This window comes from Achromobacter sp. RT286_PF (assembly GCF_059760425.1).
Window position 1 is genome coordinate 104676 of the sequence record NZ_JCBAMR010000009.1, and the last position, 13165, is coordinate 117840.

At 64.6% G+C, this 13165-nt stretch carries 13 protein-coding genes; 8 read left to right on the forward strand and 5 right to left on the reverse strand.

Going from position 1 to position 13165, the window contains the following annotated elements; all coding sequences use genetic code 11:
• Window positions 1–121: 121 nt before the first annotated feature.
• From AC6LJY_RS10415 to AC6LJY_RS10425, 3 genes are all read left to right on the forward strand, one after another.
• Window positions 122–1201 (forward strand): site-specific integrase, encoded by a 1080-nt coding sequence (locus AC6LJY_RS10415; protein WP_498135879.1) that lies wholly within the window; start codon window positions 122–124, stop codon window positions 1199–1201.
• A 124-nt stretch (window positions 1202–1325) separates the two neighbouring features.
• Window positions 1326–2876: a sensor domain-containing diguanylate cyclase gene (locus AC6LJY_RS10420; RefSeq protein WP_120155581.1), complete on the forward strand. Its 1551-nt coding sequence runs from the start codon at window positions 1326–1328 to the stop codon at window positions 2874–2876.
• Between the two features lie 473 nt (window positions 2877–3349).
• Window positions 3350–4381, forward strand: coding sequence for a porin (locus tag AC6LJY_RS10425; RefSeq protein WP_498135880.1), 1032 nt, complete (start codon window positions 3350–3352; stop codon window positions 4379–4381).
• A 103-nt stretch (window positions 4382–4484) separates the two neighbouring features.
• On the opposite strand, the gene AC6LJY_RS10430 is transcribed toward AC6LJY_RS10425, so the two are convergent.
• Together AC6LJY_RS10430 and AC6LJY_RS10435 are read right to left on the reverse strand one after the other, a co-directional pair.
• Window positions 4485–5117 carry a fused MFS/spermidine synthase gene (locus tag AC6LJY_RS10430; RefSeq protein ID WP_240434106.1) on the reverse strand — a complete coding sequence of 211 codons (633 nt, stop codon included), beginning with the start codon at window positions 5115–5117 and terminating at the stop codon, window positions 4485–4487.
• 310 nt (window positions 5118–5427) lie between these two features.
• Window positions 5428–5580: a hypothetical protein gene (locus AC6LJY_RS10435; protein WP_162941212.1), complete on the reverse strand. Its 153-nt coding sequence runs from the start codon at window positions 5578–5580 to the stop codon at window positions 5428–5430.
• 425 nt (window positions 5581–6005) lie between these two features.
• Between AC6LJY_RS10435 and AC6LJY_RS10440 the strand changes: the two genes are divergently transcribed.
• Both AC6LJY_RS10440 and AC6LJY_RS10445 read left to right on the forward strand, forming a co-directional pair.
• Window positions 6006–6632, forward strand: a complete 627-nt coding sequence (locus AC6LJY_RS10440) for a TetR/AcrR family transcriptional regulator (RefSeq protein ID WP_104145511.1) — start codon at window positions 6006–6008, stop codon at window positions 6630–6632.
• Window positions 6629–7108, forward strand: coding sequence for a nuclear transport factor 2 family protein (locus tag AC6LJY_RS10445; RefSeq protein ID WP_314362033.1), 480 nt, complete (start codon window positions 6629–6631; stop codon window positions 7106–7108). The genes AC6LJY_RS10440 and AC6LJY_RS10445 overlap by 4 nt, the downstream gene beginning before the upstream one ends.
• A gap of 95 nt (window positions 7109–7203) precedes the next feature.
• Here AC6LJY_RS10445 and AC6LJY_RS10450 read toward each other — a convergent pair whose 3' ends face one another.
• Complete coding sequence (locus AC6LJY_RS10450) at window positions 7204–7689, reverse strand: MarR family winged helix-turn-helix transcriptional regulator (RefSeq protein WP_120155574.1); 486 nt, start codon at window positions 7687–7689, stop codon at window positions 7204–7206.
• A 121-nt stretch (window positions 7690–7810) separates the two neighbouring features.
• Between AC6LJY_RS10450 and AC6LJY_RS10455 the strand changes: the two genes are divergently transcribed.
• Entirely contained in the window at window positions 7811–9079 is a 1269-nt protein-coding gene (locus tag AC6LJY_RS10455; protein ID WP_498135881.1) for an MFS transporter, read from the forward strand.
• Between the two features lie 49 nt (window positions 9080–9128).
• Here AC6LJY_RS10455 and AC6LJY_RS10460 read toward each other — a convergent pair whose 3' ends face one another.
• A complete protein-coding gene (locus AC6LJY_RS10460; protein WP_314362035.1) occupies window positions 9129–9485 on the reverse strand; it encodes a SelT/SelW/SelH family protein in 357 nt (118 codons plus the stop codon).
• Between the two features lie 235 nt (window positions 9486–9720).
• Here AC6LJY_RS10460 and AC6LJY_RS10465 point away from each other — a divergent pair, with 235 nt between their 5' ends.
• Both AC6LJY_RS10465 and AC6LJY_RS10470 read left to right on the forward strand, forming a co-directional pair.
• Entirely contained in the window at window positions 9721–10917 is a 1197-nt protein-coding gene (locus AC6LJY_RS10465; RefSeq protein ID WP_120155566.1) for a multidrug effflux MFS transporter, read from the forward strand.
• A 55-nt stretch (window positions 10918–10972) separates the two neighbouring features.
• On the forward strand, window positions 10973–11767 hold the full coding sequence (locus tag AC6LJY_RS10470) for an enoyl-CoA hydratase (protein ID WP_319300145.1): 795 nt from the start codon (window positions 10973–10975) through the stop codon (window positions 11765–11767).
• Here AC6LJY_RS10470 and chrA read toward each other — a convergent pair.
• Complete coding sequence (gene chrA, locus AC6LJY_RS10475) at window positions 11764–13020, reverse strand: chromate efflux transporter (RefSeq protein ID WP_498135882.1); 1257 nt, start codon at window positions 13018–13020, stop codon at window positions 11764–11766. The genes AC6LJY_RS10470 and chrA overlap by 4 nt on opposite strands.
• Window positions 13021–13165: the final 145 nt, after the last annotated feature.

The window sequence follows — 13165 nt, forward strand, 5'->3', positions numbered from 1 at the left end:
CGGTGCAAAAAAGCCTCAAAAACCGCCTCTTCGCTCGTGCCAGGGGCCGCGCCGCGCCCGAAACCCGCCCGCTTCCGTATAGTGCTGAAGTCTTTCCCGTTTGCCGCCCCTGCCCGTTCCGATGTCGTTGAAATTGCTGGCTTCGCTGCCCCTGCTTGACCCGCACGCCCTGGATACCCAGGCGGACGCCGCCGTTCGCAGCCTGATGCGCGAAGGCAGTTCCGCCAACACGGCGGCCAGCTACCGGGCCGCGATCCGCTACTGGACCGCCTGGTTCGAACTGCGCTACGGCCAACGCTTCGCCCTGCCCTTGCCCGAGGCGGCCGTCGTTCAGTTTGTGGTGGACCATGCGCAGCGCACGACGGATCAAGGCTTGAAATGGGAGCTGCCCTTGGCGTTGGACCAGGAACTGGTGCGCTTGAAAGCCAAAGGCCGACCAGGGCCTCCCAGCTTGAACACGCTGCTGCAACGCCTGTCGGTACTGTCGAAGGCGCACGAGCTGCACGGGTATCCGAACCCGTGCCGCGCGCCTTCCGTACGCGAATTGCTGGCCAAGACGCGCCGCGCCTATGCCCGCCGGGGCATGGCGCCCGCCAAGAAAGCCGCCCTGACGCGCGAACCCTTGCAAGCCATGTTGGCCACCTGTGATGCGTCGCTGCGGGGCATGCGCGACCGCGCCCTGTTGCTGTTCGCCTGGGCCAGCGGCGGCCGCCGCCGATCCGAGGTGGTGCGGGCCACCGTTGAGAACGTGGTGCGCACGGCGGACGGCTATCTATATAGCCTGACCCAATCCAAGACCAATCAGGCAGGCGCCCGCCGTGCGGACGACCAAAAGCCCATTACCGGGTCCGCCGCCAAGGCGCTGGACGCCTGGCTTGCCGCCAGCGGCATCCGCCAGGGCCCGATTTTCCGGCGCGTACGGCGCGGCGACGTCGTGGGCGAACCGCTGGCCGCCGCCGCCGTGCGCGACATCGTGCTGGAACGCTGCAAGCTGGCTGGCCTGGATGGCGAGTTTTCGGCGCATAGCCTGCGGTCTGGCTTTGTCACCGAAGCGGGCCGGCAGAACGTGCCGCTGGGCGACACCATGGCGATGACCGGCCATGCCAGCGTTGCCACGGTCATGGGCTACTTCCGGGCCGGCGCCGCGGCCCACTCGCCGGCCGCCCGCCTGTTGGACGAACCGGACGTCAACGCCCTATAGATGCCCGCCGCTTTTGCCGTAAACCTCGGGTTGCGCTACCAGCCACCCGCATCGCGCGTCACCGCCGCGCCGTCGTTGCCCTGTCGTCCTTGTCCTTCCCTGATTCCCGCCTAACCAAAACTCCATGCGAATCAATCTACGCGGGCTTGTGCTTGCGCTTACCGTCCTTAGCGCCATCGCGGCCACTGCCAATGCCCTGTACGCCAGCTACCTGGTGCAGCGCGACCAGCTCATCACGAACACGCTGGAGTCCAACCGGGTCTACGCGGCCAAGCTGGCCGAAAGCACCACGAATTTTCTGAAGTCGGCCCAACAGCAGCTGGCCTACAGCGCGCGGCACCTGGCAACGCAGGTTGATGCGCCCGATGTGCTGGCCGCCGAAGTCGCGCGCTTGCAGGAACAGGCCAACGACTTCAACTCGGTCGGCGTCATTAGCGCGGACGGCACCCTGCTGGCCACCACGCAGACGTTCCGGAACTTTCTGGGCACCCGGCTGGACAGCCCGGGGACTCGCGCCGCGCTGCGCGCACGACAGCCGCTGATCAGCAAGCCGTATGTGTCAGTCGCCGGCAACATGCTGGTCAACCTGTCGCACCCCATCTATTCCAATGACGGCAAATACCTGGGCTACATTGCGGGCACCATCTACCTGCGCAACGACAGCGCGCTGCAACAGCTGCTGGGCAAGCATCATTACCTGGACGGCTCATACCTGTTCGTGGTGGATAGCGACGGCCACCTGATCTATCACGTCGACTCAACCCGTGTCGGCGAAAACGTGATGCGCAATCCGGTCGTCGCGGCCGTCACCCAAGGCAAAGCGGGCTCGCAACGCGTCGTCAACACCAAGGGCGTGGACATGCTGGCGGGCTACGCGCCGGAACCGCTAAGCGGATGGGGCATCATCGCGCAACGCCCCGCCGAGGTGACGCTGGAGCCGATATACGAACTGATCTGGGCATTGATCGGCTACGCGGCGCCCCTGGCCGTGGCGTTCCTGCTGGCCATCTGGTGGTGTGCCCGGCTGATCTCCCTGCCCCTGTCGCAACTGGCCACCAATGTGGAACACCACGACGTGGCCATCGCCATGCAGCGCGTGCAGTCGGTCAGGGCCTGGTACTTCGAGGCGGAACGGCTCAAGCGCGCGGTGATGTCCAGCATTTCAAGCCTGCAGGACAAAATCGGCAAGCTGAACCAGGCCAATATGACCGACCCGCTGACCGCGCTACGCAACCGGCGCGGCATGCAGGAGGCGGTGGACCACCTGCAAACCGCCGGCACGCCCTTCACGGTGGTAGCGCTGGACATCGACCACTTCAAGCGCGTGAACGATACCTACGGCCACCCCAAGGGCGACGAGGTGATACGCGGCATGGCCGACCTGATGCGGCAATGTTCGCGCCCGTCAGATGTGCTTTGCCGCAGCGGCGGGGAAGAATTCTTGATGCTGCTGCCGAATGTGGGCGTGAAAGAAGCGGCCAACGTGGCCGAGCGCCTGCGCAAGCACACGGCCGGCCAGCCTGTGTCCGGCGTGGGCGGCGTTACCGTGTCGGCCGGCGTGGCGCAATGGCGCACCTCTGTCGGCGATGTCGCGCAGGTTTTCCAGGCGGCCGACGCTGCGCTGTATGCCGCCAAAGCGGAAGGACGGAACCGGGTGGTTGTGCACGGCGCGTAAGGCGCCGGGCTTGCCCCGCCCCGCGGGGCCTCGCACCGGACCCAGGATGCGCAACGCATCCTGATTTGACGACCGTGTCTGCCACGGTCGTTGTTTTCTTGCGCTGATTTCGTCCTGCTTAAGGGCAAAGACGACATTCATGCTGCCCCCTGACACTCATATTCGTAGTCGTCTTATTTGATTACGCGGCGACGCTCACCATAATGCGCCATGGTCATTGCGATGTTAATGACTAGCCGCTGACGGGCGAACGCGTTCCCGGTTTTTTCTGCGTTTGCCGTCGTGTTCACGCGGCTTCCCGGTTTCGGCTTCAGGGCCGGCCCCCGTTCTTTTCGCGTTCTTTTCGCGTTCTTTTTTTCGCCCTCTTTCCACGCGCTTTCCACGCGTTTTCCACGCCCTTAGCGACCCGCCTTTTGGCCGGCCGCCGGGGAGCCTTTTGTCCAACGCAACACAACATAAAACCAGGGGTACTTATGAAAGCAGCAAGCATGAAGCGCTGTGCGCTGGCCGTCGCATTGGCCGCCTTGACGGGCGGCATGGCCCACGCTTCCACCACCAGCGTCACGCTGTATGGCGTCATCGACCTAGGCCTGGCCTTCGAACGCCGGCATGACAACGCCGAAAGCGCGTCGCGCTCGCATGTGGGCATGCGCGACGGCACGCAATCCGGGTCACGCTGGGGTCTGCGCGGCGTCGAAGACCTGGGCAACGGCTACAGCGCCTTCTTCCGGCTTGAAAGCGGATTTCACGCTTCGGACGGCACGCAGGCGCAAGGCCGGCTGTTCGGACGCTGGGCGTATCTGGGCCTGCGGGGTGATTTTGGGGAATTGCGCGCGGGACGCCAGCAGGTCCTCAGCGACAGCTGGGGCGGCATCGCCTCGCCATTCGGCACCTCGTGGGGCGGCGCGTCGGCATCCGTCACGTCGGGCTACAACGACGGCGACTTCGGCACCGGCGGCCGCGTCAATAACGCCTTTATCTATCGCACGCCCGTCTGGGCGGGATGGCAGGCGGGCGTGGGCTACAGCTTCGAGGCGCACGACAACGATCAATTTTCCACCGCCAACCACGACCGCGTCTGGACCGCCGGCCTGCGTTATCGCGACGGGCCTTTGTCCACCGCGCTGACCTATGAGCATTTGAATCCGGACGCCAGCGTGCCGGGCAAGCTGACCTCGCGCAACGTACAGTTGGCCGCCGCGTATGACTTCGATTGGATGAAGTTGCATGCGGGCTACGGCAATCTGCGCAATCCGAACGTGGGGCCGTCGGCGGGCGTACGCCGCGTCAATACCTTCGTGGGCGGCGTCAGCGTTCCGGTCAGCGGCAGCAGCAAGGTGTTGGCTGCCTACCAGCGCGCCACCAGCTCGCACATCAAGGGCTGGGGCCTGGGCTACGAACATGATCTGTCCAAGCGCACGAACTTCTACGCGCTGCTGGACCGCGTGGACCGCAACCAGTCCCATACCCTGCAATCAGTGGTGGGCATCCGCCACCACTTCTAAGCGCTACCCTGCCCGGCAGCCTGCCGGGCTTGGTTAACAGCGCTGCCCCAGCCGCGAAAGTGGCTGGGGCAGCGGGCTACAGCATGGCCGACAAGCGCGGGCGCTAGACCAGCATTGGCCAGTACGTGGGCGACAGGCATAGCCACATGTCGGCGCTCATGCCGTCGGGCTTGCGCTTGGGCAGGCCCGTGCGCCGTTTAAGGGTGTCGCCCCGGCACGCGAAGACGATGCTGTGCGCGCAAGACGTATCGCTGACTTCGATGACCGAGCCCAGGAACTGCTTCTTGATGCGACCCAGGTACGTGCTGAACTGAAAGTTCGAGGCATGGAAGTTGCACACCATCATGCCATCGGGTGCCAGGGCGTTGAAGCAGGCTTCATAGAAGGCGTCGGTCGTCAGCTGCGTCGGCAGACCATTGATGTCATAGCCATCGACCAGCACCGCGTCGTACTCGTTTTGATATTGCCGAATCAATTCCGCACCGTCGCCTTGCAGCACCGCAAAGCGGTCGTCGTCGCGCGGCACATGGAAGGAATCGCGCAAGGCGATGACATGCGGGTTGATTTCGTAGACGTCGATGCGCGCGGACGGCAGATGCTGGTAGCAGAATTTGGCCAACGATCCGCCGCCCAGCCCCACCATCGCGATGCGACGAGGGTTCGGGTTGAACAGCAAGAACGCCATCATGATCCGGGTGTATTCCAGATTGAGCGCCGCCGGGTCTTTCGTCCACATGCGGCTTTGGATCTCAGAGTGCGAAAACATCAATGACCGTGACGTCGACGTGGCATACACGAAAGGTCGGACTTGATGATTGCTCGAAGTGTTTTCAGGCATTCCAGGCTCACTGGCAAAGAGGTGATGCTGCGTGCGACGCTTGCGCCCAAACGAAAAGCCGCCGACGCGGCAAGGCGTTGACGGAAGTCGGGCAAAAGGGGGAAGAGAAAGTCGCGCGCTACACGTTCAAACGGCGCACACAAGGCGCGCCGTCTGGGTGTTTGCTAGGCAAGAACTACGCCCGCGTAGGCGGGCGCAGCTAGAAGAACTACTTGGATGACCGCGACGTATCGCTGTCTTCAGAGGTTTCGGAATCCGCGTCGATGGAATCGATTTCCGATTCCTTGTTCGCGTCAGGGGCCGTCCAGTTCAGGGGCGGAACCTCGAAGCGCCACTTTTTACCAACCAGTTGATGCGACATGAGCGTTCTCCTATGCGTGGGTGCGTGGCTTTCCCGCCAAAGCAATGCACCACGGGTTCAAGCGTGCCAAGAATGCCCGGTAATTGCGGGGTGGGTGCGCAAGGTACTGCGTAGTATTGCGTGGTCTTGCGCGGGGTACTACTGGATGGCTTAGGCAAAAACTGCTGCGTCAGCCGGGGCATTCAAACGGGGGCAATGCAAAACAAAAAGCAAAATAAGTTTGCCGGCCAAAAATTCCTGCAACGGTTGTTTTTAGTTGTTCTTGGTTTTTTTCAGCGTTGGTTTATTTTGGCTGGCAATTAAAAGATCTTAACATATTTATCAGTGAAAAAGCAAGCAGATAATGGATTAACCCATAAAGCTTGACCCCTGAGAATGACCGTTCTACGATTCCTGAATCCCACGCAGAATGATCGTTCTCCGCCATGAACTCCAGTTTGGACATGCCCTCTTCGACCGCCGCCGCCGCTGTCACCGCCCCCGAACCCATGACGCAGACGCAGGAACGGCTGCTGCGCGCCACCGAACATTTGATTTACCAAGGCGGCATCCATGCCACCGGTATGGATCTCATCGTGAAGACCTCAGGCGTGGCGCGCAAGACGCTGTACAAGCACTATCCCAATAAGGACGCGCTGGTGGCCGCGGCGCTGGCCGCGCGCGATGAACGCTGGATGCAGTGGTTCGTTCACGCCACCACGCGGGCCGACGCGCCGCGCGACCGGCTGTTGTCCCTCTTCGACGCGCTGCAAGAATGGTTTGAATCCGACGGCTTTCGCGGGTGCGCCTTCATCAACGCGGCAGGCGAAATCAGCGATCCGGCCAATCCCATCCGCCAGGTATCGCGGCTGCACAAAGCCCGTTTGCTGGACCATGTACGCGGCCTGGCGCAACAGGCCGGCCTGGCCGACCCGGACGAAGCCGCGCGACAACTGCTGGTACTGATCGACGGCGCTATCGCCGTGGCGCTGGTCACGGGCGACGTGTCCGTGACCGCCACTGCGCAACGCGCCGCCGCCGCCCTTTTCCCCCCACAAGAGGTTCGCCCATGACATCCCAACCCAATGTCCGCCCGCCGCTGCCGCCTTTCACGCACCAGAGCGCCGTGCAAAAAGTCCGGCTGGCCGAAGACGGCTGGAACAGCCGCGACCCCGACAAGGTGGCGCTGGCCTATAGCCTGGACACGCAGTGGCGCAACCGCGCGGAATTCGTCAAGAACCGCGACGAGGCCCGCGCCTTCCTGGCGCGTAAATGGGCGAAAGAACTGGACTACCGCCTGATCAAGGAGCTGTGGGCCTACACCGGCAACCGCATCGCCGTGCGTTACGCCTATGAATGGCATGACGACTCCGGCAACTGGTTTCGCTCATACGGCAATGAAAACTGGGAGTTCGGCGAAGACGGGCTGATGATCCATCGTTACGCTTGCATCAACGACTTGCCGATCAAAGAAGCCGACCGAAAATTCCGCTGGCCGCTGGGCCGCCGTCCGGACGACCACCCCGGCTTATCCGAATTGGGGCTGTGACAAGATCATTGCGGGCGGGGCACCCGGGCGCCTTTCCCACGGGCGCAATCCGCTACCCGCCCGCGACCCTGCTCCATCGCAATCATTCATCGCAATCATTCATACGCCTTCAGCAACTTTCCCAACAGGCGGCTCAGCTGCTCCTGTTCAGCCTGCGTCAACGGCGCCAGCACGTCGGCCTGATTTTTCAGGTGGGCCACCAGCGCCTCGTCGATCAGCTTGATGCCGGCGCGCGTCAGCATCACCAAGGTGGCGCGGCCGTCGTTGGGGCTGGGCGTGCGGGCCACCAGGCCCGCCTTCTCCAGGCGGTCGATGCGGTTGGTCATGCTGCCCGACGAAATCATGGCGTCTTCGTAAAGCGCCGTCGGGGTCAGCGCGTACGGCTTGCCACTACGGCGCAACGTGGCCAACACATCGAATTCACCCGGCTGTAGGCCAAATTCAGCAAATAGCGGGTTGATGCGGTCGCGCGTGATCACCAGCGCGCATTCGCCCAAACGCCCCAGCACACGCATCGTTGATACGTCCAGCTCGGGGCGTTCACGGTTCCATTGCTCGACGGCACGGCTTGCTCTGTCCACGGTTTTCTCTCTCCATTTATCTTGACGTCAAGATAAAATCCAAATATCTTGACGCCAAGATACTTTACCGGACGGCATTGCGGCAACTCCCGCCGTGCATGCCGCCGCCCACGGAGCTGTTGTGTCATCGACTTATTTGAACGCCTGGCGCGTTGCCGCCATCATCCTGGTGGGCTTGAACCTGCGCCCCGTCCTGGCCTCCGTTCCCCCTTTGCTGGACCGGTTGCAAGCCGCTATTGCGCTATCCGACAGTGCGGCCGGCCTGTTGACGGCGCTGCCCGTATTTGTGATGGGCCTGGGCGCATTGAGCGTCGCGCCACTGCGCCGCATGATGCGCGAACACCACGCCATCGCCGTCGGCGTAGCGCTGGTGATGGCGGCCACCGCATGCCGCCTGTGGGCCCATGACGCCAACTTGATGTTGCTGACGGGCGTTATCGCCGGGCTGGGCATCGCGGTGACGCAGGCGCTGCTGCCCTACACCATCAAGGCGCAATTCTCGTCCGGCGTCAGCGCCATCATGGGCCTGTATTCCACCGCCATCATGGGCGGCGCGGCCGTGGCCAGCGTGGCTTCGCCCGTCCTGGCCGAGCGTGTGGGCTGGCCTCAGGCATTGGCGGCCTGGTCCGTGCCCGCGGCGGCGGCTTTGCTGTGCTGGCTGCTGGTGTACCGATTGGGTGCCGTCGCTCCGTGGGCGACTGACGCGGCGAAGGCGACTGACGCGGCGAAGGCGACGAACGCGGCGAACGCGGCGAACGCGACGAAGGCGACGAACGCGACGAACGCGACGAACGCGGCGAACGCGACGGGCCAACCGGTCACCGGGCATTCGCACCGGTGGTTGCTGGCGGTGTTCTTCGGCCTGGGCACCGGCGCCTACACGCTGGTGCTGGCCTGGCTGCCGCCCTATTACACGGCCTTGGGCTGGACGCCGCTGTCGGCCGGGCAATTGCTGGGCGCCGTGACGGTGGCCGAGATCGTGGCCGGCTTGCTGGTGTCGGCGGCAATCGGCCGGCTGCGCGACCGCCGGGTGGCGCTGTTTGCGGCCGTCGGTTTGCTGACGCTGGGTTTGTTGGGGCTGATTTTCGCGCCCGTCTTGCTGGCGTGGCCTGCCGCCGTGCTGGCCGGGCTGGGCATCGGCGCGCTGTTTCCGCTGTCGCTGATCGTCACGATGGACCATGCGTCCACGCCCGCACAGGCGGGTCGACTGGCCTCTTTCGTGCAGGGCGTGGGCTACTTGATTGCCGCCCTGTTCCCGTTCGTGGCGGGCGTGATCCGTCAGCATCTTTCAGGGCTGCGGCCGGCCTGGATGCTGATGGCCGGCATCTGCCTGATCTTGTTCGCCATCGCCGCGCGGCTGCGCCCGCCTCACGGGAACGGCAAGCCATGACGATATCAGCGCGGGGCCGCACTTCCCGGGCGGCGCGTGGTGCGGCGGACTAGTCGTCCGGCGTGATGGCGGGGTCGGCCAAGGGGTCGGCCAAAGGGCCTGCCAACCTGCCCGCGGTGTGGCCGTCGATATGCCCCAGCGGGCGCGTGGGATCCAGGCGGTCGCGCACGCGCTGCTTCAAGATCTTGGCGTCTGGGAAACCGCCATCGCCTTTTCTATCCCAGATCAGGTCGCCGTTGTAGGTGATCTGGAATATGCCACCGGTGCCGGGCTGCAATACCACTTCGCCCAGATCGGTGGAAAAGGTGGACAACAGTTCTTGCGCCATCCAGGCGGCACGCAGCAGCCACTGGCATTGGGTGCAGTAAAGGATGACGATGCGGGGTCGGAAGGCCGGTGTGCTCATGGCGAAATATTCTATGCCCGGCCTGCCAAAGTCGCCAGATGCACCTGCGTGCGTCTCCAAACACGTCACACATGCGCTCCACATGCGCTCCACATGCGCCCTACATGCGCCCTACATGCGTCTCACACGCGTCGCGCATGCATCCCACATGCATTCCACATCCGCCCCTGCTGCCTGCGGCATTCATGGATAATGTCGGGTTTTCCCGGGTGTGCAATGCGCCCAGAGTCTTGCCATGAAGTCTGCTGCATCTTCCTCCAGCCAACGCTGGCTGATCGGCCTGTTGATGGGCCTGGTCACGCTCACGCCGATGGGCATCGATATCTACTTGCCTTCGCTGCCCGCCATGGCCGCCGGGTTTGGTGAACCCGTCAGCGCGTTGCAGGCCAGCATTACGCTGTTCATCTTCGCGGTGGGCCTGGGCCAGATGCTGATCGGGCCCTTGGCCGACCGCTATGGCAGGCGACCCGTCGCGCTGGGCGGCGCGTTGGCGTATCTGGCCGGATCGGCGCTGGGTGCGGCCGCGACATCCCTTGATGTGTTCTATGTGGCGCGGGTGATCCAGGGCCTGGGAGCCTGTTCGGCTTCACTGGTGGCTTTTGCCGCGGTGCGTGACCGTTTCAGCCCTGCCGTGGGCGCGCGCGTCTACAGCTATTTGAACGGTGCACTGTGCTCCGTGCCGGCGTTGGCGCCGATGCTGGGCGGTGCGCTGGCGGTGCATGCGGGCTGGCGCAGCACGTTTGTGTTCATGGTGCTGTTTGCGCTGGGCCTGATGGTGCTGTTGGCACGCCGCTTTGAAGAAACACGCGTGCCGCCCAGCGGCCCGCGCGGCGCGCTCTACAGCCTGCGCCGGTACCTGCCCATCGTGTCCAGCGGACGCTTCCTGTACTTCGCCATGTTCGGCATGGCGGGCATGGCAATGATCCTGGTGTTCGTATCGGCCGCGCCCGTGGTGCTGGTGCAGCAGTTGGGCTATTCCGAGCTGGGCTTCTCGGCCTGGTTCGGCGGCAATGCCGCCATCAACATCGCGGCGTTCTTCCTGGCGCCCACCTTCATTGCGCGCTTTGGGCGCCATACGATGGTGCGGGTCGGCATGGTGGCGCTGCTGCTGGCATCCGCCATGCATGCCGCCGCCTGGTGGTGGATACCGCAAGCGGCCTGGGTGTTCATGCTGCCGGTTGCCGTGCTGACGGTGGGTTTCTCGCTGGCCTTGGGGTCGGGCTTGAGCCTGGCGCTGGAGCCCTTCGCCGAACGCGCCGGCACGGCCGCCGCCGTGTATGGCCTGTTCCAGATGAGCGGGTCCGCCATTGTGGCCACCGTGTTGCTGGACACCGGCGTGGCGCCGCAAGCGGCGATGGCACTGATCGGCGCGGTCATCGTCCTGCCCTTGCTCTTGCTGTCTCCCGCTATCGCGCGGCGGCTGCGCGGCTGAACCGACGCGCGGGGGCTTGCGCTAGTATCCAGGAATCGACCTTCCTGGAAACGACATGGCCCCGGAATCCCAGAACAACGACGCCCTGCTGTTGCGCACGTCGACCGACGGCGTGGTGACGCTGCGCCTGAACCGCCCCGCGCAATTTAACGCCTTATCCGAAGGCTTGCTGACCGCCTTGCAGGAACAGATCGACGACTTGGCGGGCGATGCCACCGTGCGTTGCGTGGTGCTGGAATCCGCGGGCCGGGCCTTCTGCGCCGGCCACGACCTGCGCGAGATGCGCAGCCAGCCCAGCCTGGATTACTACCGCGCGCTGTTCCGCCAATGCAGCCGCGTCATGCAGGGTTTGCAGGCCTTGCCCGTGCCCGTCATCGCCAAGGTACAAGGCATTGCGACGGCGGCCGGTTGCCAATTGGTCGCCAGTTGCGACCTGGCGGTGGCGGCCGACTCGGCGCGATTCGCCGTGTCCGGCATCAACGTGGGTCTGTTTTGTTCAACGCCGGCGGTGGCGCTCAGCCGCAATGTGTCGGCCAAGCGCGCCTTTGAAATGCTGGTCACTGCCCGCTTCATCGATGCCGCGCAGGCCAAGGACTGGGGTTTGATCAACGACGCCGTGCCCGAGGCCGAGCTGGACGCGCGCGTCAGCGCCCTGGCGGCCGACATCCTGGCCAAGAGCCCCAGCGCCATCCGCTACGGCAAGCAGATGTTCTACAAGCAGCGCCAGATGGCCTTGGGCGACGCCTACGATTACGCGGGCGACGTCATGGCGCGCAACATGATGGAAGCGGACGCGTCCGAAGGCATCGACGCCTTCCTGCAAAAGCGCGCGCCCCGCTGGCAGGCTTAGGCCAGAAAGGCCAGCGCCCAACCGCCCGCCGCCGCCAGCAACACCACCCACGCGGCGGACCAGCGGGCATAGACCAGCAACGCAAACAGCAGCAAGGCAAGGCCGAAATCGGCCTTGTTCACAATGGCGCTGGTCCACACCGGGTCATATAGCGCGGCCAGCAATATGCCGACGACGCTGGCGTTCACGCCGGCCAGCATGTTGCGCACCCCGGGCCGGCGCCGCAGGCTTTCCCAGAACGGCAAGGCGCCCACGACCAGCAAGGCGCCCGGCAGAAAGATGGTGGCCAACAGCACCAGGCCGCCGACCCAGCCCGTCAGCGGGCCGGTGGACAATGCGCCCAGAAAAGCAGCGAAACCGAACAGCGGCCCGGGCATGGCTTGCGCTGCCCCGTACCCGGCCAGGAAGTCCGCACTGGAAACCATGCCGCCGGACACCGCCGTTGATTCCAGCAGCGGCAGCACCACGTGCCCGCCGCCAAACACCAAAGCCCCCGCGCGATAAAACCCGGCAAGCTGCGCGGCCGCCGCTGAATCCGACATGGCCGCCCATATCGGCAAGCCCGCCAGCAATGCCACGAACAGGGTCAGCGCCACATAGGCGGCGCCGCGCGACACGGCGTCGGCAGGGTTGGCCAGGATCGGCCGGGGCGGCAATTGCAGCACGGCCACCCCCACGACGACACCCAGCAAGATGGCGCCGATCTGCCCCCACGCACTGGGCAATACGACGGTAATCAAGGCGGCGGCCACGGCCAGGCCGGCGCGCGCGCGGTCGGGACACAGTGTGCGGCCCATGCCCCACACGGCCTGGGCCACGATGGCTACCGCCGCAATCTTCAGGCCGTGTATGACGGCTGACCCCGACAGCCATCCAACATGCGCCAGGCCCATCGCAAAGCCGATCAGCGCAACGGCCGTGGGCAGCGTGAACGCCAGCCATGCGGCCAGCATGCCCATCCAGCCCGCGCGGCGCAGGCCGATTGCCATGCCGACCTGGCTGCTTGCCGGCCCCGGCAGGAATTGGCACAAGGCGACCAGGTCGGAATAGGCGTAATCGTCCAGCCAATGGCGGCGGTCGACAAACTCCGTACGAAAGTAAGCCAGGTGCGCCACCGGCCCACCGAACGAAGTCAGCCCCAGGCGCAGGAACACCAGAAAGACCTCCAGACAGGACCCGCGCGCCGCATCCTCGCGTTCATGGGTGGCGGGCTTATTTGCGACGTGTTCGTCGTGTGATGGGGGGTGCGGCATGAGGTGGCTTCTAAGTCGGTCGGGGCGCCGGGTTTCCGCCCCTGGATCAAGCTTATAGCCGGGGCGCGCGCGTGTTTCAAGGGCCAGGCTTGCCGCCCGCATGGCCTAGAACTAAACATCATTTATGGCACTTTCTGGCTGGACC

Coding starts and splice junctions, on each gene's coding strand:
- AC6LJY_RS10415 (WP_498135879.1), top strand. CDS start 122: ATGTCGTTGAAATTGCTGGCTTCGCTGCCCCTGCTTGACCCGCACGCC.
- AC6LJY_RS10420 (WP_120155581.1), top strand. CDS start 1,326: ATGCGAATCAATCTACGCGGGCTTGTGCTTGCGCTTACCGTCCTTAGC.
- AC6LJY_RS10425 (WP_498135880.1), top strand. CDS start 3,350: ATGAAAGCAGCAAGCATGAAGCGCTGTGCGCTGGCCGTCGCATTGGCC.
- AC6LJY_RS10430 (WP_240434106.1), bottom strand. CDS start 5,117: ATGTGGACGAAAGACCCGGCGGCGCTCAATCTGGAATACACCCGGATC.
- AC6LJY_RS10435 (WP_162941212.1), bottom strand. CDS start 5,580: ATGTCGCATCAACTGGTTGGTAAAAAGTGGCGCTTCGAGGTTCCGCCC.
- AC6LJY_RS10440 (WP_104145511.1), top strand. CDS start 6,006: ATGAACTCCAGTTTGGACATGCCCTCTTCGACCGCCGCCGCCGCTGTC.
- AC6LJY_RS10445 (WP_314362033.1), top strand. CDS start 6,629: ATGACATCCCAACCCAATGTCCGCCCGCCGCTGCCGCCTTTCACGCAC.
- AC6LJY_RS10460 (WP_314362035.1), bottom strand. CDS start 9,485: ATGAGCACACCGGCCTTCCGACCCCGCATCGTCATCCTTTACTGCACC.
- AC6LJY_RS10465 (WP_120155566.1), top strand. CDS start 9,721: ATGAAGTCTGCTGCATCTTCCTCCAGCCAACGCTGGCTGATCGGCCTG.
- AC6LJY_RS10470 (WP_319300145.1), top strand. CDS start 10,973: ATGGCCCCGGAATCCCAGAACAACGACGCCCTGCTGTTGCGCACGTCG.
- chrA (WP_498135882.1), bottom strand. CDS start 13,020: ATGCCGCACCCCCCATCACACGACGAACACGTCGCAAATAAGCCCGCC.